Consider the following 20,296-nt stretch of genomic DNA (forward strand, 5'->3'; position numbering starts at 1 on the left):
AAGCCGGGCTTCTTTAATATGGGAATGCCGGCTCAGGGGATTTCGACGCCTTCCTCGAGGAGCATGTCGACCAGGCGGATCAGGGGTAGTCCCACCAGGCTGGTGGCGTCCTCTCCTTCGGTGGCGCGGAACAGGCTGACGCCCAGGCCTTCCGCCTTGAAGCTGCCGGCGCAGTCCAGCGGGCGTTCCGCTTCGACGTAGCGGCGGATGCGGCTCTCGTCGAGGTGGCGGAAGTGCACGGTGAACGGCACGCACGCCACCTGGATGTGCCGGCTGGCGCTGTTGAGAAGGGCCAGTCCGGTGAGGAAGGTCACGCTCTTGCCGCTGGCGTTCCGTAGCTGCTGGATGGCGCGTTCGGGGGTATGCGGCTTGCCGAGGATGTCGCCGTCGAGCACGGCGACCTGGTCGGAGCCGATCACCAGGTGTTGCGGATAGTGTCCGGCCAGCGCTTCGGCCTTGCTGGCGGAAAGGCGGCGCACCAGTTCCTCGGCACTTTCTTTGGGGCGATGGCTTTCGTCGATATCGGGGCTGGCGCTTTCGAAGGGAAGGCGCAGGCGGGTCAGGAGTTCGCGTCGGTAGGGGGAGCTGGAGGCGAGGATCAGGTCGGGCATGAGGTTCTCCATGGCGAGCGGCCGATTTTAACGAAAAGACTCGTCCTTACAGCGGTTTATGGCTAATTTCCTTTGACAGGCGCGGGGGCGTCCCTATAATGGCGCGCTTATGTTGAATGGGCCGATTCCACCTCATATCGATCCGCGCAAGTTGGTCGACCGCGGCGCCACCCTCGAGGGTGTGTACGCGCTCGCCGATATGCCGCGTGTATGCGAGCAACTGATCAGCGATGCCGGTGAGGTGCGCGTGAAGGTTTCCTTCGAGCGCGACCACCAGAAGCTGGCGGTCATGCATATGCAGCTCGATACCGAGGTGAGCATGGTATGCCAACGCTGCCTGGATGCGGCGGCCATTCCCGTGCATGGCGAATATACCTACGCCATTCTTCGGGAAGGTCAGTCCGCCGACGGTCTGCCGAAGGGGTACGATGCGCTGGAAGTGGGGGAGGAACCCCTGGACCTGCTGGCGCTGGTCGAGGACGAGCTGTTGCTCGCCTTACCCATCGTTCCGGCCCATGACCCCGAAGTATGTCAGCACCCGGCTGGATTCGTCGTCGAAGACGAGCCGGAGTCGAGCGAAGTCGAGGACAAGCGTCCTAATCCGTTCAGCGTACTGGCACAGTTGAAGCGTGACCCAAACGTTTAGGAGTTAATCAATCATGGCTGTTCAGCAGAACAAAAAGTCTCGTTCCGCTCGTGACATGCGTCGTTCCCACGATGCGCTCGAGTCCAATGCTCTGTCCGTGGAAAAGAGCACCGGTGAAGTCCACCTGCGCCACCACGTATCCCCGGACGGCTTCTATCGCGGCCGTAAGGTAGTAGACAAGGGTTCCGACGAGTAATCCTTGTCCGCACCAATCATCGCGATTGATGCAATGGGTGGGGACTTCGGTCCCCACTGCGTTGTTCCGGCCTCTATTGCCTTCCTGGCCGAGAATTCCTCTTCGCAACTGATCCTCGTCGGTCAGCCTGCCCTCCTCGAAGAACTCCTTTCCCGCTATCCGTCGCTCGACCGGCAGCGCCTGCGCGTGCATGCGGCCAGCGAAGTGATAGGTTCTGACGAACGTCCCTCCCAGGCCTTGCGTGGCAAGCCGGACGCTTCCATGCGCGTGGCGCTGGAGCTGGTCCGCGACGGCCGGGCGCACGCGTGCGTCAGTGCCGGCAATACCGGGGCGTTGATGGCGCTGTCCCGGCACCTGCTGAAGACCCTGCCCGGTATCGACCGCCCTGCGATGGTGACGGCGGTTCCGACCGAGAAGGGGCATTGTCATCTGCTCGACCTCGGCGCCAACGTGGATTGCAGTGCCGAGCATCTCTACCAGTTCGCGGTGATGGGCGCGGTGGCGGCAGAGGCGTTGGGCTGCGTCTCGCCCCGGGTCGCCCTGCTCAACGTGGGAGTCGAGGAGATCAAGGGCAACCAGCAGGTCAAGCTGGCGGCGAGCCTGTTGCAGAAGGCCCAGGGGTTGAATTTCAGCGGATATATAGAAGGCGATGGCCTGTATCGCGGCGAGGCCGACGTGGTGGTCTGCGACGGTTTCGTCGGCAACATCCTGCTGAAGGCCAGCGAAGGCCTGGCGGCCATGGTGTCGGCGCGGATCGAACAGCGCTTCCGCGATGGACTGGCGGCGAAGCTGGTCGGTGCGCTGGCGTTGCCGCTGCTGCGCCGGCTGCGCGGCGACATCGCTCCGGCACGTTATAACGGCGCCAGTTTCCTCGGATTGCAGGGGATAGTGGTGAAAAGCCATGGGTCTGCCGCCGAGGAGGGTTTCCAGAGCGCCTTGCGTCGCGCGGCACTGGAAGTCCGGGAAAACCTGCCGCAACGATTGCATGGCCGTCTGGAGCATCTGCTGCTCTAATGTGTGACCGGGCGGTCCAGGCAGCCATCCAACACTCAGTTTCCTGCGCCAGTCGCGGCTGGCGCGTTATCTCCGACGAGCAAAAGACCACAAGGGACCTATTCAATGTCTGCATCCCTCGCATTCGTCTTCCCCGGCCAGGGTTCGCAATCCCTCGGCATGCTGGCCGAGTTGGGCGCCCAGCAGGCGCTGGTGCGCGATACCTTCGCCGAGGCCTCCGAGGCGCTCGGTTACGACCTTTGGGCGCTGGTCCAGAATGGACCTGAAGAGCGCCTGAACCAGACCGACAAGACCCAGCCGGCCATCCTCACGGTTTCGATCGCGCTCTGGCGCCTCTGGCTGGCCGAGGGCGGGGCGCGCCCGGCGTTCGTCGCCGGGCACAGCCTGGGCGAATATTCCGCATTGGTCGCGGCGGAAAGCCTGGCGTTCGCCGATGCGGTCAAGCTGGTCGAGCGTAGGGGCCAACTGATGCAGCAGGCGGTTCCGGCGGGGCAGGGCGGCATGGCCGCGATCCTTGGCCTGGAAGACGCCGATGTATTGGCGGCCTGTGCCGAGGCGGCCCAGGGCGAAGTGGTCAGCGCGGTCAACTTCAACGCGCCGGGGCAGGTAGTGATCGCCGGTGCCGCGGCTGCCGTTGAGCGTGCCATCGAGGCATGCAAGGCACGCGGCGCCAAGCGCGCGGTGGCGCTGCCGGTCAGCGTGCCGTCGCATTGCGAACTGATGCGTCCGGCCGCCGAGCAGTTCGCCGCCTCGGTCGAAAGCCTGCAGTGGCAGGCGCCGAAGATTGCGCTGGTGCAGAACGTCAGCGCCGCCGTGCCGGCTGATCTCGATACGCTGCGCCGCGACCTGCTGGCGCAGCTGTACAGCCCGGTTCGCTGGGTGGAGAGCGTCCAGCTGCTGGCGGAAAAGGGTGTCACCGAGCTGGTCGAGTGCGGGCCGGGCAAGGTCCTGGCAGGCCTCAACAGGCGCTGTGCGAAGGGCATCAATACCCATGGCCTGGATGGCGTCGAGGCGTTCGCCGCCACGCGCGCCGCCCTGGCCTGAGAGAGAGAAAGGAGAGAATCCCATGAGTCTGCAAGGTAAGGTCGCATTGGTAACCGGCGCCAGCCGTGGCATCGGCCAGGCGATTGCGCTGGAACTGGGGCGCCTGGGTGCCGTGGTCATCGGCACCGCGACCAGCGCGTCCGGCGCCGAGAAGATCGCCGAAACCCTCAAGGCCAATGGCGTCGAGGGTGCGGGCCTGGTCCTGGACGTTTCCAGCGACGAATCCGTAGCCGCGACCCTGGAGCACATCCAGCAGCATCTCGGCCAACCGCTGATCGTGGTCAATAACGCCGGCATCACCCGCGATAATCTGCTGGTGCGCATGAAAGACGACGAGTGGTTCGATGTGGTCAACACCAACCTGAACAGTCTCTACCGTCTGTCGAAAGCCGTTCTGCGCGGTATGACCAAGGCCCGCTGGGGGCGCATCATCAACATCGGTTCCGTGGTCGGCGCCATGGGCAATGCCGGGCAAACCAACTATGCCGCGGCGAAGGCCGGCCTGGAGGGCTTCACCCGTGCGCTGGCCCGGGAAGTCGGTTCGCGTGCCATTACCGTGAATGCGGTGGCACCGGGCTTCATCGACACCGACATGACCCGCGAGCTGCCGGAAGCCCAGCGCGAAGCGCTGCTGGGCCAGATTCCGCTGGGTCGCCTGGGGCAGGCGGAAGAGATCGCCAAGGTGGTCGGCTTCCTCGCTTCGGACGGCGCAGCCTATGTGACCGGGGCCACCGTGCCGGTCAATGGTGGGATGTACATGAGCTGAATGTGACGTTACCTTTCTCGGGTCTGTCATAAGCGCTGTCTAGAATTCGTTGCGGAATTGCAGCCGGGTTATTAGATAGAATTATCGAAGTGGCCGTGGGAAGGTGAGGCGTTCAGCTTGAAAAGCAGAAAACCCTTTCTATACACTTACCCGCAGCCCAGCTGCTCGGATTTTCCATAGGAGTGAAAACAAGGTATGAGCACCATCGAAGAACGCGTTAAGAAGATCGTCGCTGAACAACTCGGCGTGAAGGAAGAAGAAGTCACCAACAGCGCTTCCTTCGTCGAAGACCTGGGCGCCGACTCCCTTGACACCGTCGAGCTGGTGATGGCTCTGGAAGAGGAATTCGAGACCGAAATCCCTGACGAGAAAGCTGAAAAGATCACCACCGTTCAGGAAGCCATCGACTACATCGTTGCTCACCAGCAATAAGTAGTCGTCGGATTTTCCGACGTGGAAAAGCCGCACAGCCTGTAAGGGCGTGCGGCTTTTCTTTAGCGCCTTACCTACTCTGGTAGTCTTTCGGCGCAACCCCGTGAAATGAGAAAGAGGAAGTCGTAGTGTCGCGTAGACGCGTCGTCATTACTGGCATGGGCATGCTGTCGCCGCTGGGCCTGGATGTCCCGAGCAGTTGGGAAGGTATCCTCGCCGGTCGCAGCGGTATCGCCCCGATCGAGCATATGGACCTGTCCGCCTATTCCACCCGCTTCGGTGGTTCGGTCAAGGGTTTCAATGTCGAGGAATACCTGTCCGCCAAGGAAGCCCGCAAGCTCGACCTGTTCATCCAGTACGGTCTCGCCGCCAGCTTCCAGGCCGTTCGCGATTCCGGCCTGGAGGTCACCGACGCCAATCGTGAGCGTATCGGCGTATCCATGGGTTCCGGTATCGGCGGCCTGACCAATATCGAGAACAACTGCCGATCCCTGTTCGAGCAGGGGCCGCGGCGCATCTCGCCGTTCTTCGTGCCCGGTTCGATCATCAACATGGTTTCCGGCTTCCTGTCGATCCACCTGGGTCTGCAGGGGCCCAACTACGCCCTCACCACCGCCTGCACCACCGGTACCCACAGCATCGGCATGGCTGCTCGCAACATCGCCTATGGCGAAGCCGACGTGATGGTCGCCGGCGGTTCCGAAATGGCTGCCTGCGGTCTCGGCCTGGGCGGTTTCGGCGCGGCTCGCGCGCTCTCCACTCGCAACGACGAGCCGACCCGTGCCAGCCGTCCGTGGGACCGGGATCGCGACGGCTTCGTCCTGTCCGACGGTTCCGGCGCCCTGGTGCTCGAAGAACTGGAGCACGCCCGTGCCCGCGGCGCGCGCATCTATGCCGAGCTGGTTGGCTTCGGCATGAGCGGCGACGCCTTCCACATGACCGCGCCGCCGGAAGACGGTGCCGGTGCCGCCCGCTGCATGAAGAACGCTCTGCGCGATGCCGGCCTGGATCCTCGCCAGGTCGATTACATCAACGCCCATGGCACCTCCACCCCGGCCGGCGACATCGCCGAGATCGCCGCGGTGAAGAGCGTGTTCGGCGAGCATGCCCATGCGCTGTCGATGAGCTCGACCAAGTCGATGACCGGCCACCTGTTGGGGGCCGCCGGTGCGGTGGAGGCGATCTTCAGCGTGCTGGCCCTGCGCGATCAGGTCGCCCCGCCGACCATCAACCTGGATAACCCGGACGAAGGTTGCGACCTCGACCTGGTGGCCCACGAAGCCAAGCCGCGCAAGATCGACGTGGCCCTGTCGAACTCGTTCGGTTTCGGCGGGACCAACGGCACTCTGGTGTTCCGCAGGTTCGCCGACTGATGCTGGACTGGGTCGACGGCCGGCCCGCCGCCGAGCTGTCCGTGCGCGATCGCGGACTGGCCTATGGCGACGGGCTGTTCGAGACCCTGGCGGTGCGCGCCGGCACGCCGCGTCTCCTGGAACGCCACCTGGCGCGCCTGGAAGAGGGGTGTCGGCGCCTGGCGATCCCTCTCGACGCCGCGGCGTTGCGCCAGGAGTTGCTGGCGTTCTGCGCGGCGCTGGGCGACGGTGTCGCCAAGCTGATCGTCACCCGCGGCGAGGGTTTGCGTGGCTACGCGCCGCCTGCCGAGGCCTCGCCGCGGCGAATCCTCTCCGGATCGCCGCCTCCGGCCTATCCCGAGCGCCACTGGCAGCAAGGCGTGCGCCTGTTCGCCTGTCGTACGCGCCTGGCCGAGCAGCCCCTGCTGGCCGGCCTCAAGCACCTCAATCGCCTGGAGCAGGTTCTCGCCCGTGCCGAGTGGAGCGACGCCGGGCATGCCGAAGGGCTCATGCTGGACGTGCACGAGCGGGTAGTGGAGGGCGTGTTCAGCAACCTGCTGCTGGTTCTCGACGGCACCCTCGTGGCGCCTGACCTGCGGCGCTGCGGCGTCGCGGGAGTGATGCGCGCGGAATTGCTCGAACGCGCCGAAGGAATCGGCGTCCCGCTGGCGATACGGGATGTTTCCATGGCTGAACTGGCGACGGCCGACGAGGTCTTTCTGTGCAACAGCCAGTTCGGCATCTGGCCGGTCCGGGCATTGGACGAGCACGTCTGGCCGGTCGGCGAGCTGACCCGTAAACTGCAAGACCAACTTCGCGACGACCTGGATTTCTGACTTTGATGCGCAAACTGCTGGTGCTGCTGGAGAGTGGCCTGTTGTTCGTTGGCCTCTGCGTCGGCCTGGCTGCATGGCAGCAGCAGCGGGCGCTGGAGCAGCCCCTGCAATTGACCGAGGAGCGCCTGCTGGACGTTTCCTCGGGCTCCACGCCGGGCGGCATGCTCGCGCGTCTGGAGCAGGAAGAGGTGCTCCATGGCGCGTTCTGGCTGCGCCTCTACTGGCGTTTCAACCTGCCGGGCCAGGCCCTGCACAGCGGCGAATACCGCCTCTTGCCGGGGATGAAGGGCGCCGACCTGCTGGAACTCTGGCGTGAAGGCGAGGTGGTGCAGTACAGCCTGACCCTGGTCGAGGGCTGGAGTTTCCGCCAGGTGCGCGAAGCGCTCGCCAGGCAGGGCAAGCTGGAGCAGACCCTGGCCGGCCTGAGCGACGGCGAGATCATGCAACGCCTCGGCAAGCCCGACGAAGTGGCCGAAGGGCGCTTCTTCCCCGATACCTACCGCTACACCCGTGGCATGCGCGACATCGACATACTGCGCAAGGCCTACCAGCGCATGCAGACCATCCTCGCCAAGGAATGGGATGGCCGCAGCCAGGACCTGCCTTATCGCGACGCCTACCAGGCGCTGATCATGGCCTCGCTGGTGGAAAAGGAAACCGGCGTGCCGGAAGAGCGTTCGCAGATCGCCGGCGTCTTCGTCCGCCGCCTGCAGCGCGGCATGCTGTTGCAGACCGATCCGACGGTGATCTATGGCATGGGCGAGCGCTACAACGGCAAGATCACCCGCGCCGACCTGCGCGAACCGACCCCTTACAATACCTATGTGGTGCCGGGCATGCCGCCGACCCCGATCGCCCTGGCCGGGCGCGAGGCGATTCGCGCCGCGCTGCATCCGGCCGAGGGCGAGACCCTGTATTTCGTGGCGCGCGGCGATGGCAGCCATGTGTTCTCCAGCAGCCTGGACGAACACAACAAGGCGGTCCGCGAGTACCAGTTGAAGCGTCGCTCGGACTATCGCTCCAGCCCCGCGCCCATTACCACGCCGCCACAATGAGCGGCGCAGCCAAGATAAGGAGTGCCGTGTGACCGGCCTGTTCGTCACCCTGGAGGGCCCGGAAGGGGCCGGCAAGAGCACCAACCGCGACTACCTGGCCGAGCGTCTGCGCGAGCGCGGCATCGAGGTGCAGTTGACCCGCGAGCCTGGCGGCACGCCTCTCGCCGAGCGCATCCGTGAACTGCTGCTGGCGCCCAGCGACGAGCCGATGGCCGCCGATACTGAGCTGTTGCTGATGTTCGCCGCGCGGGCCCAGCATATCGCCGGGGTCATCCGCCCGGCGCTGGCGCGCGGGGCCGTGGTGCTCTGCGATCGCTTCACCGATGCCACCTATGCCTACCAGGGCGGCGGGCGCGGTTTGCCGGAGGCGCGCATCGCCGCGCTGGAAAGCTTCGTCCAGGGCGACCTGCGGCCCGACCTCACGCTGGTCTTCGACCTGCCGGTGGAAATCGGCCTGGCGCGGGCGGCGGCGCGTGGCCGGCTCGACCGTTTCGAGCAGGAGGACCGACGCTTCTTCGAGGCCGTGCGTCAGACCTACCTGCAGCGCGCCGCGCAGGCCCCGGAGCGTTACCAGGTGCTCGACGCCGGGTTGCCGCTGGCCGAGGTGCAGGCTGGCCTGGATCGGCTGCTGCCGAATCTGCTGGAGCGTCTGAATGGCTGATATCTATCCCTGGCAGCAGGCGCTCTGGAGCCAACTGGGCGGCCGCGCCCAGCACGCCCACGCCTATCTGCTCTACGGTCCCGCCGGGATCGGCAAGCGTGCCCTGGCCGAGCATCGGGCCGCCCAACTGCTCTGCCAGCGGCCCGCCGCCGCTGGCGCATGCGGCGAGTGCAAGGCCTGCCAGTTGCTCGCCGCCGGTACCCATCCGGACTACTTCGTGCTGGAGCCGGAGGAGGCGGAGAAACCGATCCGGGTCGATCAGGTCCGCGACCTGGTTGGCTTCGTGGTGCAGACCGCGCAACTGGGCGGGCGCAAGGTCGTGTTGCTCGAGCCCGCCGAGGCGATGAACGTGAACGCCGCCAACGCCCTGTTGAAAAGCCTCGAAGAGCCGTCGGGCGATACCGTGCTGCTGCTGATCAGCCACCAGCCCAGCCGCCTGTTGCCGACCATCAAGAGCCGCTGCGTGCAGCAGGCCTGCCCTTTGCCGGGCGCGGCGGCGAGTCTGGAATGGCTGGCGCGGGCCCTGCCCGACGAGCCGGCCGAGGCCCTGGAGGAACTGTTGGCGCTTTCCGGCGGCTCGCCGCTCACCGCCCAGCGCCTGCACGGCCAGGGCGTGCGCGAGCAGCGCGCGCAGGTGGTCGAGGGGGTGAAGAAGCTGCTCAAGCAGCAGATCGCCGCCAGCCCACTGGCCGAAAGCTGGAACAGCGTGCCGTTGCCATTGCTGTTCGACTGGTTCTGCGACTGGACGCTGGGCATCCTGCGCTACCAGTTGACCCACGACGAGGAGGGGCTGGGGCTGGCCGACATGCGCAAGGTGATCCAGTACCTGGGCGACAAATCCGGGCAGGCCAAGGTGCTGGCCATGCAGGACTGGCTGCTGCAACAGCGGCAGAAAGTGTTGAACAAGGCCAACCTCAACCGTGTCCTGCTTCTCGAAGCCCTGCTGGTGCAGTGGGCAAGCCTGCCCGGGCCGGGCTAGAATCCCGCTGATATTCGACTGGCAGGAACCTGCATGAGTTTGCCACCCAATCTGGGGCCGCGTAACGGCATCCTGTCCTTGACCATCAAGGACAAGTCCGTGCTGTACGCCGCCTACATGCCGTTCATCAGGAACGGCGGGCTGTTCATTCCCACCAACAAGAACTACAAGCTCGGCGACGAAGTCTTCATGCTGCTCAACCTGATGGAAGAGCCGGAGAAGATCCCGGTGGCCGGCAAGGTCGTCTGGATCACCCCGAAGGGCGCCCAGGGCAACCGTGCGGCGGGCATCGGCGTGCAGTTCAACGACGGTGACAACACCGCCCGCAACAAGATCGAAACCTACCTGGCCGGGGCGCTGAAGTCGGATCGGCCGACCCACACGATGTAACGCTAGACAGGATCATGCTGGTCGATTCCCACTGCCACCTCGATCGCCTCGACCTGGCCGCCCATGGTGGCTCGCTCGATGCGGCGCTGGATGCCGCGCGAGCGCGTGGCGTCGTTCAATTCCTCTGCATCGGCGTCAGCGCCGACAATGCCCAGGCGGTGAAGGCCCTGGCCGAGCGCTATGCCGACGTGCACTGTTCGGTCGGCGTGCACCCGCTGGACCTGGAGCCTGGAAGCGCGCCAGCGCTGGACTGGCTGCTGGGCGAACTGGCGCATCCGCGGGTGGTGGCGATCGGCGAGACCGGCCTCGACTACCACTACGAACCGGAAGCCGCCGAGTTGCAGCAGGAGGCGTTTCGCCTGCACCTGGAAGCCGCGCGAATCACCGCCAAGCCAGTGATCGTGCACACCCGCGAGGCGCGCGCCGACACGCTGGCGCTGCTGCGCGAGGCGGCGTTGCCGCAGGCCGGCGTGCTGCATTGCTTCACCGAGGACTGGGAAATGGCGCGATCGGCGCTGGACCTGGGCTTCTACATTTCCCTGTCCGGCATCGTCACCTTCCGCAATGCCGATGCCCTGCGCGAGGTGGCTCGCCAGGTACCGGCCGACCGGCTGCTGGTGGAGACCGACTCGCCCTACCTGGCGCCGATTCCCCATCGCGGCAAGCCGAACCTGCCGGAATACGTGCGCGATGTCGCCGAATTCCTCGCGACGTTGCGTGGCGTCAGCCTGGAAACCCTGGCGGAGCAGACTACCGCCAATTTCCATCGGCTGTTTCCGTTGGCCCGCTAGGCCGGCGCACGGATAAAAAAAACCCGGGTTCTGGGGGATGAATCCGGGTCAAGACCATTAGGAGTGGAACAAAGGTACGCATTCCTCGGTACCTTCACTGGCTGGGTACTTGGGGGGAGATACCACGCGCCAGTACCTTTCAGTATTGGTCATGTTCGTGGGGCGTCCAGACAGGGCTGGCGGTTTTTTAAACAGATTTGGAATACCCTTGCCGTCCTTGAGTACCTAGGTGCCTGCGACCTGGCGCAAGATCGCCAGGGTGTCGTCGATCACCGTCGAACTCGTGTAGAAGTGCGGGGAAAAACGGATACCTCCGCCACGCTGGGCGCAAATGACCCGCTCCTGGCGAAGCGTTTCGAAGAGTGTCCGGCTGTCCCGGCCGTCCAGGCTGAAGGTCAGAATGCCCGCGCGTCGGCTCGGGTTCCGCGGGCTGTGCAGGCGTACCCCGGGAATTCCCGACAGACCGTCCTGTAGCCACTGGACGCGCTCGGCGATGTCTCTGCCGACCCGCTCCATGCCGACCTCCTCCAACAGCCCCAGGCTGGCCTCCAGGGCCATCGCGCCGAGCATGTTCGGGCTGCCGCATTCGAAGCGCCGGGCGCTGCGCGCCGGCCGCCAGTCGCGACGCTCGTAATCGAGGGCATGTTCCAGCATGTGCCAGCCATATTCGTGCAGCGCCAGGCGCTCGCGCTGCTCGGGATGGCAATAGAAGACGCCCAGCCCTTCGGGGCCGAGCATCCACTTGTGCCCATCGGCCATGGCGAAGGCACAATCGTAGGCCTGTACGTCGAAGGGCAGGGCGCCGAGCTGCTGGATCGCGTCGATGCAGAACAGCACGCCGCGGCGGCGACATTCCGCGCCGATGCGCTCCAGGTCAAGGCGCAGGCCGCTGGCGTACTGCACCGCGCTGATCGACAGCAGGCGGGTGCGCGGGCCGCAGGCGGCGAGGAGGGCGCCCTCGGGATCGTCGCCGGCGAGACCGACCTCGACCACTTCGACGCCGCGCGGACGCAAGGCTTCCCAGACCACTCTATTGGAGGGGAACTCCTCGTTGCCGATGACGACCTGGTCTCCCTCTCGCCAATCCAGGCCGAAGGCTACGAAGGAAAGCGCCTCGGAGGTGTTCTTGACCAGTGCGAGGTCGCTGCCGGCGCGCGCATTGAGCAGTCGGGCAAGGCGCTCGCGCAGGCGATGTTCTATCTTCAGCCATTCCGGATAGTCGCTGGCGCCGTGGGCGACGTTCTCCCGGGCGAAGGCGCTCACCGCGTCGGCGGCGCGTCTAGGCCAGGGTGCGACCGCTGCGTGGTTGAGGTAGCGCAGACCGTTGGTCTGGTCGAATTCGTCCTGGTAACAATTCATCGTCGGATGTTCCGTGCATTTTCGTGCTGAATAGGCATAATACGCGGCTTCGATTTTTGACTCATTTTGACCTGACAGTCTTTTTATGCAGAAAGAGCCTCGCAAAGTTCGTGAATTTCGTCGCCGTGAACAGGAGATTCTCGATACCGCCCTCAAGCTGTTCCTCGAACAGGGGGAAGACAGCGTAACGGTCGAGATGATCGCGGATGCCGTCGGCATCGGCAAAGGCACGATCTACAAGCACTTCAAGTCCAAGGCGGAGATCTACCTGCGCCTGATGCTGGACTACGAGCGCGATCTCGCCGCCCTGTTCCATTCCGAAGACGTAGCCCGCGACAAGGAAGCCCTGTCGCGCGCCTACTTCGAGTTCCGCATGCGCGATCCGCAGCGCTACCGCCTGTTCGACCGCCTGGAAGAGAAGGTGGTGAAGACCAGCCAGGTGCCGGAGATGGTCGAGGAACTGCACAAGATCCGCGCCTCCAACTTCGAACGCCTGACCCAGCTGATCAAGGAGCGTATCGCCGACGGCAAGCTGGAGAACGTTCCGCCGTACTTCCATTATTGCGCTGCCTGGGCGTTGGTGCATGGCGCCGTGGCGCTGTACCACTCGCCGTTCTGGCGCGAGGTGCTGGAAGACCAGGAAGGTTTCTTCCACTTCCTGATGGATATCGGCGTGCGCATGGGCAACAAGCGCAAGCGCGAAGGCGACGCTCCCAGCGCCTGATGCCTGTGGTGCCGGGACGCAGTCACTGCGCCCCGCGCACTCTTTGCCGGCAGGGATATACTCGTCGCCCATCGATCCGCCGGCGGGACGTCGGCTGTCCATTTCCGGCGAATCCGCCGGTGGCACCGTCCCGGTGGCGGCTCCACGTTCGTTCAGGAGTTCTCCGATGAGTGTCCGTGAATTCCCTATCCACTACATCGAACCGGTGTTCCGGCCCCCGAGCGAGGCGCATTCGCTGATCCTCCCGGTGACCAATGGCTGTTCCTGGAACAAATGCGGCTTTTGCGAGATGTATACCCAGCCGCAAAAGAAATTTCGCGCCCGCGACGAGAACGAGGTACTGGAGGAGATCCGCCGCTGCGGCGAGCGCCTGATCGTCAAGCGGGTGTTTCTCGCCGATGGCGACGCCCTGGTATTGCCGACCCGCCGGCTGCTCGCGGTGCTGCAGGCGATTCGCGAGCACTTGCCGGAGGTGGAGCGGGTATCCAGCTACTGCCTGCCGCGCAACCTGCGCAGGAAGTCGGTCGACGAGTTGCGCGAACTGGCCGACGCCGGGCTACGAATGGCCTATGTCGGCGCCGAGTCCGGCGACGACGAAGTGCTGGCGCGGGTGAACAAGGGCGAGACCTATTCCTCTACCCTGGATGCGCTGGAAAAGCTTGGCGAGGCGGGGATCAGTCGTTCGGTGATGATCCTCAACGGTCTTGGCGGAATGACCCTGAGCGCGCAGCACGCGGACAACTCCGCGCGCCTGATGAACGCCGCCCAGCCGGAGTATCTGTCGACCCTGGTGGTGAGTTTCCCTACCGGCGAGCAGCGTTTCCGTGCTGGCTTCGCCGATTTCGAGGCGCTGGATCGGCGTGCCCTGTTCGTCGAGGTCGAACGCCTGTTGCAAGGGTTGGAGCTCGAAGACACGGTATTTCGCAGCGACCACGCTTCCAACTATCTGGTGCTCAAGGGCGAACTGGGTGCCGACAAGGCGCGCCTGCTGGCCGAGGTCCGCCAGGCCATCGAGCAGCCGCAGCACGCTGCCCTGCGCCAGGAGTGGCAGCGTGGTCTGTGATGGCGCGGAAGCTGCATCGGCTCGTCATTCGCCGGTTTTCCGACGCCGGCAGGGGAGATGACCGATGTTGCACCTGTTCCGTATCGCCCTGGCGATGCTCCTCTTGGGCAGCCTGTCCGCCTGCATGAAGCCCAGCGACCTGGCCGACGGCGCCGACTACTACCTGCGCGACGCCGGGGTGCTCGATCACAGCGCCAGCCAGCGCAGCAACAACCGGCGGATCCAGGCCGACTCCTTCATCTACATCGGCCAGGGCCCGTTCGTGCCGCCGGGCTACCGGTACGCGCGGCCGAACGTGGTGGCCGAGCAGGCCTTCGAAGGTTTCGTCGAGTATTTCCCGCTGGTGCGCCGCGCCAAGGCGCCGCTCGGCCTGGACGACGCGATGCGCGAGGCGCGTGCCGCCGGCGCCCACTACCTGCTGTACTGCCGTTTCGCCCGGGGCGACAACAGGATCGGCAACTGGGAGGAGTGGGAAGACGAAGAGGAACTCGGCCGGGTCGGGCGCGATCGCAGTGTCATCCAGGTCATGCTGATCGAGACCAGCACCCGTTTCCTGGTGGACAGCGCGACCATCCGCAGCCGCGGCGGTTTCCTGACGTTCTACGATGCCACCCCGGAAGACCTGCTGCGTCCGCCGCTGGAGCAGTACGCCCAGGAATTGCTGGGCCTGAACAGTCGAGGAACAGGCTATGAGTGATACCGGCAAGGCCAACGACCTGCTGGCGCAGATCCCCAGGGACGAAAAGAAGGGCCTGCCGCCCGTGCACCTGTGGAATCCGCCGTTCTGCGGCGACATCGACATGCGCATCGCCCGCGACGGCACCTGGTTCTACCTGGGCACGCCGATCGGACGCAAGCCGATGGTGAAGCTGTTCTCCAGCATCATTCGCCGCGACGGCGACGACTATTTCCTGGTGACTCCGGTGGAAAAGGTCGGTATCCGCGTCGACGACGCGCCCTTCGTCGCGGTGACCCTGCAGGTGCAGGGCGAGGGTGGGGCGCAGGTGCTGCGCTTCGCCACCAACGTCGAGGACGAGGTCGAGGCGGACGCCGGGCATCCGCTGCGCGTCGAGATCGACCCCCGCACCCAGGAGCCCACGCCCTACCTGCGGGTGCGCGACAACCTCGAGGCGCTGGTGCATCGCAACGTGTTCTACCAGCTGGTCGAGCTGGCGGTGCCGCGCCGGATCGACGGCATCGAATGGCTCGGCGTCTGGAGCCACGGCGAGTTCTTTCCCATCGGTCCGCAGCCGGACTGACAGGCGCAGCATGAAAAAAGGCTCCCGAGGGAGCCTTTTTCGTTTGCCTTACATGTTGGGGTAGTTCGGCCCGCCGGTACCTTCCGGCGCCACCCAGGTGATGTTCTGCGCCGGGTCCTTGATGTCGCAGGTCTTGCAGTGCACGCAGTTCTGCGCGTTGATCTGGAAGCGCTTGCTGCCGTCGTCGTTGGCCACCACTTCGTACACGCCTGCCGGGCAGTAGCGCTGGGCCGGCTCGTCGTAGAGCGGCAGGTTCTTCTCGATCGGAATGCTCGCATCGGCCAGCTTGAGGTGGATCGGCTGGTCTTCCTCGTGGTTGGTATTGGAGAGGAACACCGAGGACAGCTTGTCGAAGCTGAGCTTGCCGTCCGGCTTCGGGTAGTCGATCTTCGGCGCTTCGCTGGCCTTTTTCAGGCAGGCGTAGTCCGGCTTGTCGTCATGCAGGGTGACGGGGATCTTGCCGCCGAAGATGTTCTGGTCGATGAAGTTGAACGCGCCGCCGCCGATAGCGCCGAACTTGTGGATGGCCGCGCCGAAGTTGCGGCTGCGGAACAGTTCGTCGTACAACCAGCTGGCCTTGAACGCATCGACGTAGTTGGACAGCTCGTCGCCGCCTTCGCGGCCGGCGGCCAGGGCCTCGGCGATCGCGTCGGCGGCGAGCATGCCGGACTTCATCGCGGTGTGGCTGCCCTTGATCTTGGCGAAGTTCAGGGTGCCGAGGTCGCAACCGATCAGCGCGCCGCCGGGGAAGACGATCTTCGGCAGCGAATTCAGGCCGCCCTTGCAGATGGCCCGGGCGCCGTAGGCCACGCGCTTGCCGCCTTCCAGGTACTGCCTGACCACCGGGTGGTGCTTGTAGCGCTGGAACTCGTCGAACGGCGACAGGTGCGGGTTGCTGTAGGACAGGTCGATGATCAGGCCGACGAACACCTGGTTGTTCTCCAGGTGGTAGAGGAACGAGCCGCCGGTATTTTCGTCGTTCAGCGGCCAGCCGGCGGTATGGACCACCAGGCCGGGCTTGTGCTTGGACGGGTCGATATCCCAGATTTCCTTGATGCCGATACCGTAGTGCTGGGCATCGGCCTCGCTGTCCAGGTTGTATTTCTTGATCAGTTGCTTGCCGATGTGCCCGCGGCAGCCTTCGGCGAACAGGGTGTACTTGGCCCGCAGCTCCATGCCGGGGGTGTAGTAGCCTTCTTTCGGGTTGCCTTCGCGGTCGACGCCGAGGTCGCCGGTGACGATGCCGCGGACCACGCCGTTCTCGTCGATCAGCGCTTCCTGGGCGGCGAAGCCCGGGTAGATCTCCACGCCCAGTCCTTCGGCCTGCTGGGCCAGCCAGCGGCAGAGGTTGCCCAGGGAGATGATATAGTTGCCCTCGTTGTGCATGGTCTTGGGCACGAAGAAGTTGGGCACCTTGGTAGCGCTCTCGGCGCTCTTCAGGACGTAGATGTCGTCGCCGGTCACCGGAGTATTGAGCGGCGCGCCGAGTTCCTTCCAGTCGGGGAACAGCTCGTTCAGCGCGCGCGGCTCGAACACCGCGCCGGAGAGGATGTGGGCGCCCACTTCGGAACCCTTCTCGACCACGCAGACGCTGATCTCTTGACCGGCTTCGGCGGCCTTCTGCTTCAGTCGGCATGCGGCGGACAGACCGGCGGGGCCGGCGCCGACGATGACGACGTCGAATTCCATGTATTCGCGTTCCACTATCGATCTCCTACTCAAGGCTCACGGTATCTGTTTATTGGTGGCTGAGATCTTTCCCTGATCAGAGCGGGCGCATTATATATAGCTGCATGGGCAGGTCCAATACAAACGTTTGTTTGAATTCTTTGGAAGCCTGATAGAATCGGCATTCGAGGGGGGAAAACCACCCTTTTGCCGTATTGACCGAAAAGGGTGATCCGGTCAAGATACGGGCGGTTTTGCGGTCGCTGTCTAGCAGAGTGTCGGTTTCCGGCCGGCGAGCATCACCGGCCAGGCCTGTCTGGCGACATCCTTATTCACCGGAGAATAACGAGGAATCCATGAAGGTTCTTGTAGCAGTCAAACGAGTGGTCGACTACAACGTCAAGGTCCGCGTCAAGGCGGACAACTCCGGCGTCGACCTCGCCAACGTCAAGATGTCCATGAACCCCTTCTGCGAAATCGCCGTGGAAGAAGCCGTGCGCCTGAAAGAGAAGGGCGTGGCTACCGAGATCGTCGCTGTCTCCGTCGGCCCGACCGCCGCCCAGGAGCAACTGCGCACCGCGCTGGCGCTGGGCGCTGACCGTGCGATCCTGGTGGAGAGCAACGACGATCTGAACTCCCTGGCCGTGGCCAAGCTGCTCAAGGCCGTGGTCGACAAGGAGCAGCCGCAGCTGGTGATCCTCGGCAAGCAGGCCATCGACAGCGACAACAACCAGACCGGCCAGATGCTCGCCGCGCTGACCGGCTACGCCCAGGGCACCTTCGCCTCCAAGGTCGAGGTCGCTGGCGACAAGGTCAACGTGACCCGCGAGATCGATGGCGGTCTGCAGACCGTCGCGCTGAACCTGCCGGCCATCGTCACCACCGACCTGCGCCTGAACGAGCCGCGCTACGCGTCGCTGCCGAACATCATGAAAGCCAAGAAGAAGCCGCTGGATGTGGTGACCCCGGACGCCCTGGGCGTTTCCACCGCTTCCACCGTGAAGACCCTGAAGGTCGAGGCGCCGGCTGCGCGCTCCGCTGGCATCAAGGTCAAGTCCGTGGCTGAACTGGTAGAGAAACTGAAGAACGAGGCGAAGGTAATCTAATGGCTATCCTGGTTATCGCTGAGCACAACAACGCGGCCCTGGCGGCTGCCACCCTGAACACCGTTGCCGCTGCCAAGGCCATTGGCGGCGACATCCACGTGCTGGTCGCCGGACAGAACGTTGCCGCCGTGGCCGACGCCGCCGCCAAGATCGAGGGCGTCTCCAAGGTGCTGGTCGCCGACAACGCCGCCTACGCCCACCAACTGCCGGAAAACGTCGCACCGCTGATCGCCGAGCTGGGCAAGAACTACAGCCACGTGCTGGCCCCGGCTACCACCAACGGCAAGAACTTCCTGCCGCGCGTCGCCGCGCTGCTGGACGTCGACCAGATCTCCGAGATCGTCGAAGTGGTCAGCCCCGACACCTTCAAGCGTCCGATCTACGCCGGCAACGCCATCGCTACCGTGCAGTCCTCGGCTGCGGTCAAGGTGATCACCGTGCGTACCACCGGCTTCGACGCCGCCGCCGCCGAAGGCGGTTCGGCTGCCGTCGAGCAGGTTTCCGGCCCGGCCGATGCCGGCAAGTCCGCCTTCGTCGGCGAAGAGCTGGCCAAGTCCGACCGTCCGGAACTGACCGCTGCCAAGATCGTGGTCTCCGGCGGCCGCGGCATGCAGAACGGCGACAACTTCAAGATCCTCTACGCCCTGGCCGACAAGCTGGGTGCCGCAGTCGGCGCCTCCCGCGCCGCGGTCGACGCCGGTTTCGTGCCGAACGACATGCAGGTCGGCCAGACCGGCAAGATCGTCGCCCCGCAGCTGTACATCGCGGTGGGCATCTCCGGTGCCATCCAGCACCTGGCGGGCATGAAGGACTCGAAGGTGATCGTCGCGATCAACAAGGACGAAGAGGCGCCGATCTTCCAGGTCGCCGACTACGGCCTGGTCGCCGACCTGTTCGACGCCATACCGGAGCTGGAAAAGGCTGTCTGAGCCTGATTCCAAGCCGACAAGACCCGCTCCCCGGAGCGGGTTTTTTTATGTCCGGGCTGCGACGCGTGACCCTTTGGTCACGATTCCTGCCTTCGGTCCGCCCAAGCGGAGGTGTCTCATTTACAATGCGCGACGTCTCTAGCTCCTGAATGTGCTTTTCCGGCATCTAGCAACCGAGGTTTTCATGATCATCAAACCGCGCGTGCGTGGCTTCATCTGCGTCACTACCCATCCGGCAGGCTGCGAGGCCAACGTCAAGCAACAGATCGACTACGTCGAGGCCAAGGGCCCCGTCGTCAACGGACCGAAGAAGGTCCTGGTCATCGGTTCCTCCACCGGCTATGGCCTGGCTGCCCGCATCACCGCCGCGTTCGGTTCCGGCGCCGATACCCTCGGGGTGTTCTTCGAGCGTCCGGGCAGCGAGAGCAAGCCGGGCACCGCCGGCTGGTACAACTCGGCGGCTTTCGAGAAGTTCGCCCACGAGAAAGGCCTGTATGCCCGCAGCATCAATGGCGACGCTTTCTCCGACGAGGTGAAGCGGCTGACCATCGAGACCATCAAGCGCGATCTCGGCAAGGTCGACCTGGTGGTCTACAGCCTGGCCGCGCCGCGCCGTACCCATCCGAAGAGCGGCGAAGTGTTCTCCTCGACCCTCAAGCCGATCGGCAAGTCGGTCAGCTTCCGTGGCCTGGACACCGACAAGGAAGTGATCAAGGACGTGGTCCTGGAGGCGGCCAGCGACCAGGAAGTCGCCGATACCGTTGCGGTGATGGGCGGCGAAGACTGGCAGATGTGGATCGACGCGCTGCTGGAGGCCGACGTGCTGGCCGACGGCGCGAAGACCACCGCGTTCACCTACCTGGGCGAGAAGATCACCCACGACATCTACTGGAACGGTTCCATCGGCGCGGCCAAGAAGGATCTCGACCAGAAGGTCCTCGGTATCCGCGACAAGCTCGCCCCGCTGGGCGGCGACGCGCGCGTCTCGGTGCTCAAGGCGGTGGTGACCCAGGCCAGCTCGGCGATCCCGATGATGCCGCTGTACCTGTCGCTGCTGTTCAAGGTGATGAAGGAGCAGGGTACCCACGAAGGTTGCATCGAGCAGGTCGACGGCCTGTACCGGGAGAGCCTGTACGGCGCCGAGCCGCGCCTCGACGAGGAAGGCCGCCTGCGTGCCGACTACAAGGAACTGCAGCCGGAAGTGCAGTCCCGTGTCGAGGAGCTGTGGGACAAGGTAACCAACGAGAACCTTTACGAGTTGACCGACTTCGCCGGCTACAAGAGCGAGTTCCTCAACCTGTTCGGTTTCGAGGTCGCTGGGGTCGACTACGAGCAGGACGTCAACCCGGACGTGCAGATCGCCAACCTGATCCAGGCCTGAGGCCTGTATCCGAGCCGCCCTCGCGACGGCTCCC

At 64.7% G+C, this 20,296-nt stretch carries 23 protein-coding genes; 20 read left to right on the forward strand and 3 right to left on the reverse strand.

What is annotated here, in order from left to right; translation table 11 throughout:
- Positions 1 to 32: 32 nt before the first annotated feature.
- The gene (locus tag LE197_RS03775) at positions 33 to 611 is read right to left on the reverse strand and encodes a Maf family protein (protein WP_226033860.1); all 579 of its coding nucleotides are present in this window, start codon (positions 609 to 611) and stop codon (positions 33 to 35) included.
- 109 nt (positions 612 to 720) lie between these two features.
- On the opposite strand from LE197_RS03775, the gene LE197_RS03780 reads away from it, so the two are divergent.
- The 13 genes from LE197_RS03780 to LE197_RS03840 all read left to right on the forward strand — a co-directional run bounded on the left by LE197_RS03780 (position 721) and on the right by LE197_RS03840 (position 10,773).
- Positions 721 to 1,257, forward strand: a complete 537-nt coding sequence (locus LE197_RS03780; protein WP_033970434.1) for a YceD family protein — start codon at positions 721 to 723, stop codon at positions 1,255 to 1,257.
- A 13-nt stretch (positions 1,258 to 1,270) separates the two neighbouring features.
- Entirely contained in the window at positions 1,271 to 1,453 is a 183-nt protein-coding gene (gene rpmF, locus LE197_RS03785) for a 50S ribosomal protein L32 (protein WP_003091143.1), read from the forward strand.
- Between the two features lie 3 nt (positions 1,454 to 1,456).
- On the forward strand, positions 1,457 to 2,467 hold the full coding sequence (gene plsX / locus LE197_RS03790; RefSeq protein WP_071546725.1) for a phosphate acyltransferase PlsX: 1,011 nt from the start codon (positions 1,457 to 1,459) through the stop codon (positions 2,465 to 2,467).
- Positions 2,468 to 2,572: 105 nt separating this feature from the next.
- Positions 2,573 to 3,511 (forward strand): ACP S-malonyltransferase, encoded by a 939-nt coding sequence (gene fabD / locus LE197_RS03795; protein WP_058017670.1) that lies wholly within the window; start codon positions 2,573 to 2,575, stop codon positions 3,509 to 3,511.
- A gap of 22 nt (positions 3,512 to 3,533) precedes the next feature.
- Positions 3,534 to 4,277 (forward strand): 3-oxoacyl-ACP reductase FabG, encoded by a 744-nt coding sequence (fabG, locus tag LE197_RS03800; protein ID WP_003091137.1) that lies wholly within the window; start codon positions 3,534 to 3,536, stop codon positions 4,275 to 4,277.
- 195 nt (positions 4,278 to 4,472) lie between these two features.
- Positions 4,473 to 4,709, forward strand: a complete 237-nt coding sequence (gene acpP, locus LE197_RS03805; protein ID WP_003091135.1) for an acyl carrier protein — start codon at positions 4,473 to 4,475, stop codon at positions 4,707 to 4,709.
- A gap of 128 nt (positions 4,710 to 4,837) precedes the next feature.
- On the forward strand, positions 4,838 to 6,082 hold the full coding sequence (gene fabF / locus LE197_RS03810; protein WP_003104132.1) for a beta-ketoacyl-ACP synthase II: 1,245 nt from the start codon (positions 4,838 to 4,840) through the stop codon (positions 6,080 to 6,082).
- Positions 6,082 to 6,897 carry an aminodeoxychorismate lyase gene (pabC, locus tag LE197_RS03815; protein WP_033970430.1) on the forward strand — a complete coding sequence of 272 codons (816 nt, stop codon included), beginning with the start codon at positions 6,082 to 6,084 and terminating at the stop codon, positions 6,895 to 6,897. Before fabF ends, pabC begins: the two co-directional genes overlap by 1 nt.
- Before the next feature lie 5 nt (positions 6,898 to 6,902).
- On the forward strand, positions 6,903 to 7,952 hold the full coding sequence (mltG, locus tag LE197_RS03820; RefSeq protein ID WP_057389467.1) for an endolytic transglycosylase MltG: 1,050 nt from the start codon (positions 6,903 to 6,905) through the stop codon (positions 7,950 to 7,952).
- Between the two features lie 28 nt (positions 7,953 to 7,980).
- Positions 7,981 to 8,613, forward strand: coding sequence for a dTMP kinase (gene tmk / locus LE197_RS03825; RefSeq protein ID WP_003122486.1), 633 nt, complete (start codon positions 7,981 to 7,983; stop codon positions 8,611 to 8,613).
- Positions 8,606 to 9,592, forward strand: a complete 987-nt coding sequence (locus tag LE197_RS03830) for a DNA polymerase III subunit delta' (protein WP_196752267.1) — start codon at positions 8,606 to 8,608, stop codon at positions 9,590 to 9,592. Before tmk ends, LE197_RS03830 begins: the two co-directional genes overlap by 8 nt.
- Before the next feature lie 33 nt (positions 9,593 to 9,625).
- A complete protein-coding gene (locus LE197_RS03835) occupies positions 9,626 to 9,982 on the forward strand; it encodes a PilZ domain-containing protein (protein ID WP_003091119.1) in 357 nt (118 codons plus the stop codon).
- A gap of 14 nt (positions 9,983 to 9,996) precedes the next feature.
- Positions 9,997 to 10,773 (forward strand): TatD family hydrolase, encoded by a 777-nt coding sequence (locus tag LE197_RS03840; protein ID WP_033970427.1) that lies wholly within the window; start codon positions 9,997 to 9,999, stop codon positions 10,771 to 10,773.
- 225 nt (positions 10,774 to 10,998) lie between these two features.
- On the opposite strand, the gene LE197_RS03845 is transcribed toward LE197_RS03840, so the two are convergent.
- A complete protein-coding gene (locus tag LE197_RS03845) occupies positions 10,999 to 12,132 on the reverse strand; it encodes an aminotransferase class V-fold PLP-dependent enzyme (RefSeq protein ID WP_033975973.1) in 1,134 nt (377 codons plus the stop codon).
- 85 nt (positions 12,133 to 12,217) lie between these two features.
- On the opposite strand from LE197_RS03845, the gene LE197_RS03850 reads away from it, so the two are divergent.
- The 4 genes from LE197_RS03850 to LE197_RS03865 all read left to right on the forward strand — a co-directional run bounded on the left by LE197_RS03850 (position 12,218) and on the right by LE197_RS03865 (position 15,178).
- The gene (locus LE197_RS03850) at positions 12,218 to 12,856 is read left to right on the forward strand and encodes a TetR/AcrR family transcriptional regulator (RefSeq protein WP_003091114.1); all 639 of its coding nucleotides are present in this window, start codon (positions 12,218 to 12,220) and stop codon (positions 12,854 to 12,856) included.
- A 166-nt stretch (positions 12,857 to 13,022) separates the two neighbouring features.
- Positions 13,023 to 13,919: a radical SAM protein gene (locus LE197_RS03855; RefSeq protein ID WP_003091113.1), complete on the forward strand. Its 897-nt coding sequence runs from the start codon at positions 13,023 to 13,025 to the stop codon at positions 13,917 to 13,919.
- A 64-nt stretch (positions 13,920 to 13,983) separates the two neighbouring features.
- Complete coding sequence (locus LE197_RS03860) at positions 13,984 to 14,616, forward strand: DUF4823 domain-containing protein (RefSeq protein ID WP_003091112.1); 633 nt, start codon at positions 13,984 to 13,986, stop codon at positions 14,614 to 14,616.
- On the forward strand, positions 14,609 to 15,178 hold the full coding sequence (locus LE197_RS03865; RefSeq protein WP_033970424.1) for a DUF1285 domain-containing protein: 570 nt from the start codon (positions 14,609 to 14,611) through the stop codon (positions 15,176 to 15,178). The genes LE197_RS03860 and LE197_RS03865 overlap by 8 nt, the downstream gene beginning before the upstream one ends.
- A 48-nt stretch (positions 15,179 to 15,226) precedes the next feature.
- Here the strand turns inward: LE197_RS03865 and LE197_RS03870 are convergent, their stop codons facing one another.
- On the reverse strand, positions 15,227 to 16,882 hold the full coding sequence (locus tag LE197_RS03870) for an electron transfer flavoprotein-ubiquinone oxidoreductase (RefSeq protein WP_226033861.1): 1,656 nt from the start codon (positions 16,880 to 16,882) through the stop codon (positions 15,227 to 15,229).
- Between the two features lie 320 nt (positions 16,883 to 17,202).
- Here LE197_RS03870 and LE197_RS03875 point away from each other — a divergent pair, with 320 nt between their 5' ends.
- From LE197_RS03875 to fabV, 3 genes are all read left to right on the forward strand, one after another.
- Positions 17,203 to 17,952: an electron transfer flavoprotein subunit beta/FixA family protein gene (locus LE197_RS03875; RefSeq protein ID WP_033970419.1), complete on the forward strand. Its 750-nt coding sequence runs from the start codon at positions 17,203 to 17,205 to the stop codon at positions 17,950 to 17,952.
- Positions 17,952 to 18,881, forward strand: coding sequence for an electron transfer flavoprotein subunit alpha/FixB family protein (locus LE197_RS03880; protein ID WP_124119726.1), 930 nt, complete (start codon positions 17,952 to 17,954; stop codon positions 18,879 to 18,881). Before LE197_RS03875 ends, LE197_RS03880 begins: the two co-directional genes overlap by 1 nt.
- A 184-nt stretch (positions 18,882 to 19,065) precedes the next feature.
- Positions 19,066 to 20,262 (forward strand): enoyl-ACP reductase FabV, encoded by a 1,197-nt coding sequence (fabV, locus tag LE197_RS03885; RefSeq protein WP_003102929.1) that lies wholly within the window; start codon positions 19,066 to 19,068, stop codon positions 20,260 to 20,262.
- The last annotated feature ends 34 nt before the right edge of the window (positions 20,263 to 20,296 follow it).

This window comes from Pseudomonas sp. PS1(2021) (assembly GCF_020405165.1).
In the GTDB taxonomy this organism is placed as follows: domain Bacteria; phylum Pseudomonadota; class Gammaproteobacteria; order Pseudomonadales; family Pseudomonadaceae; genus Pseudomonas; species Pseudomonas aeruginosa.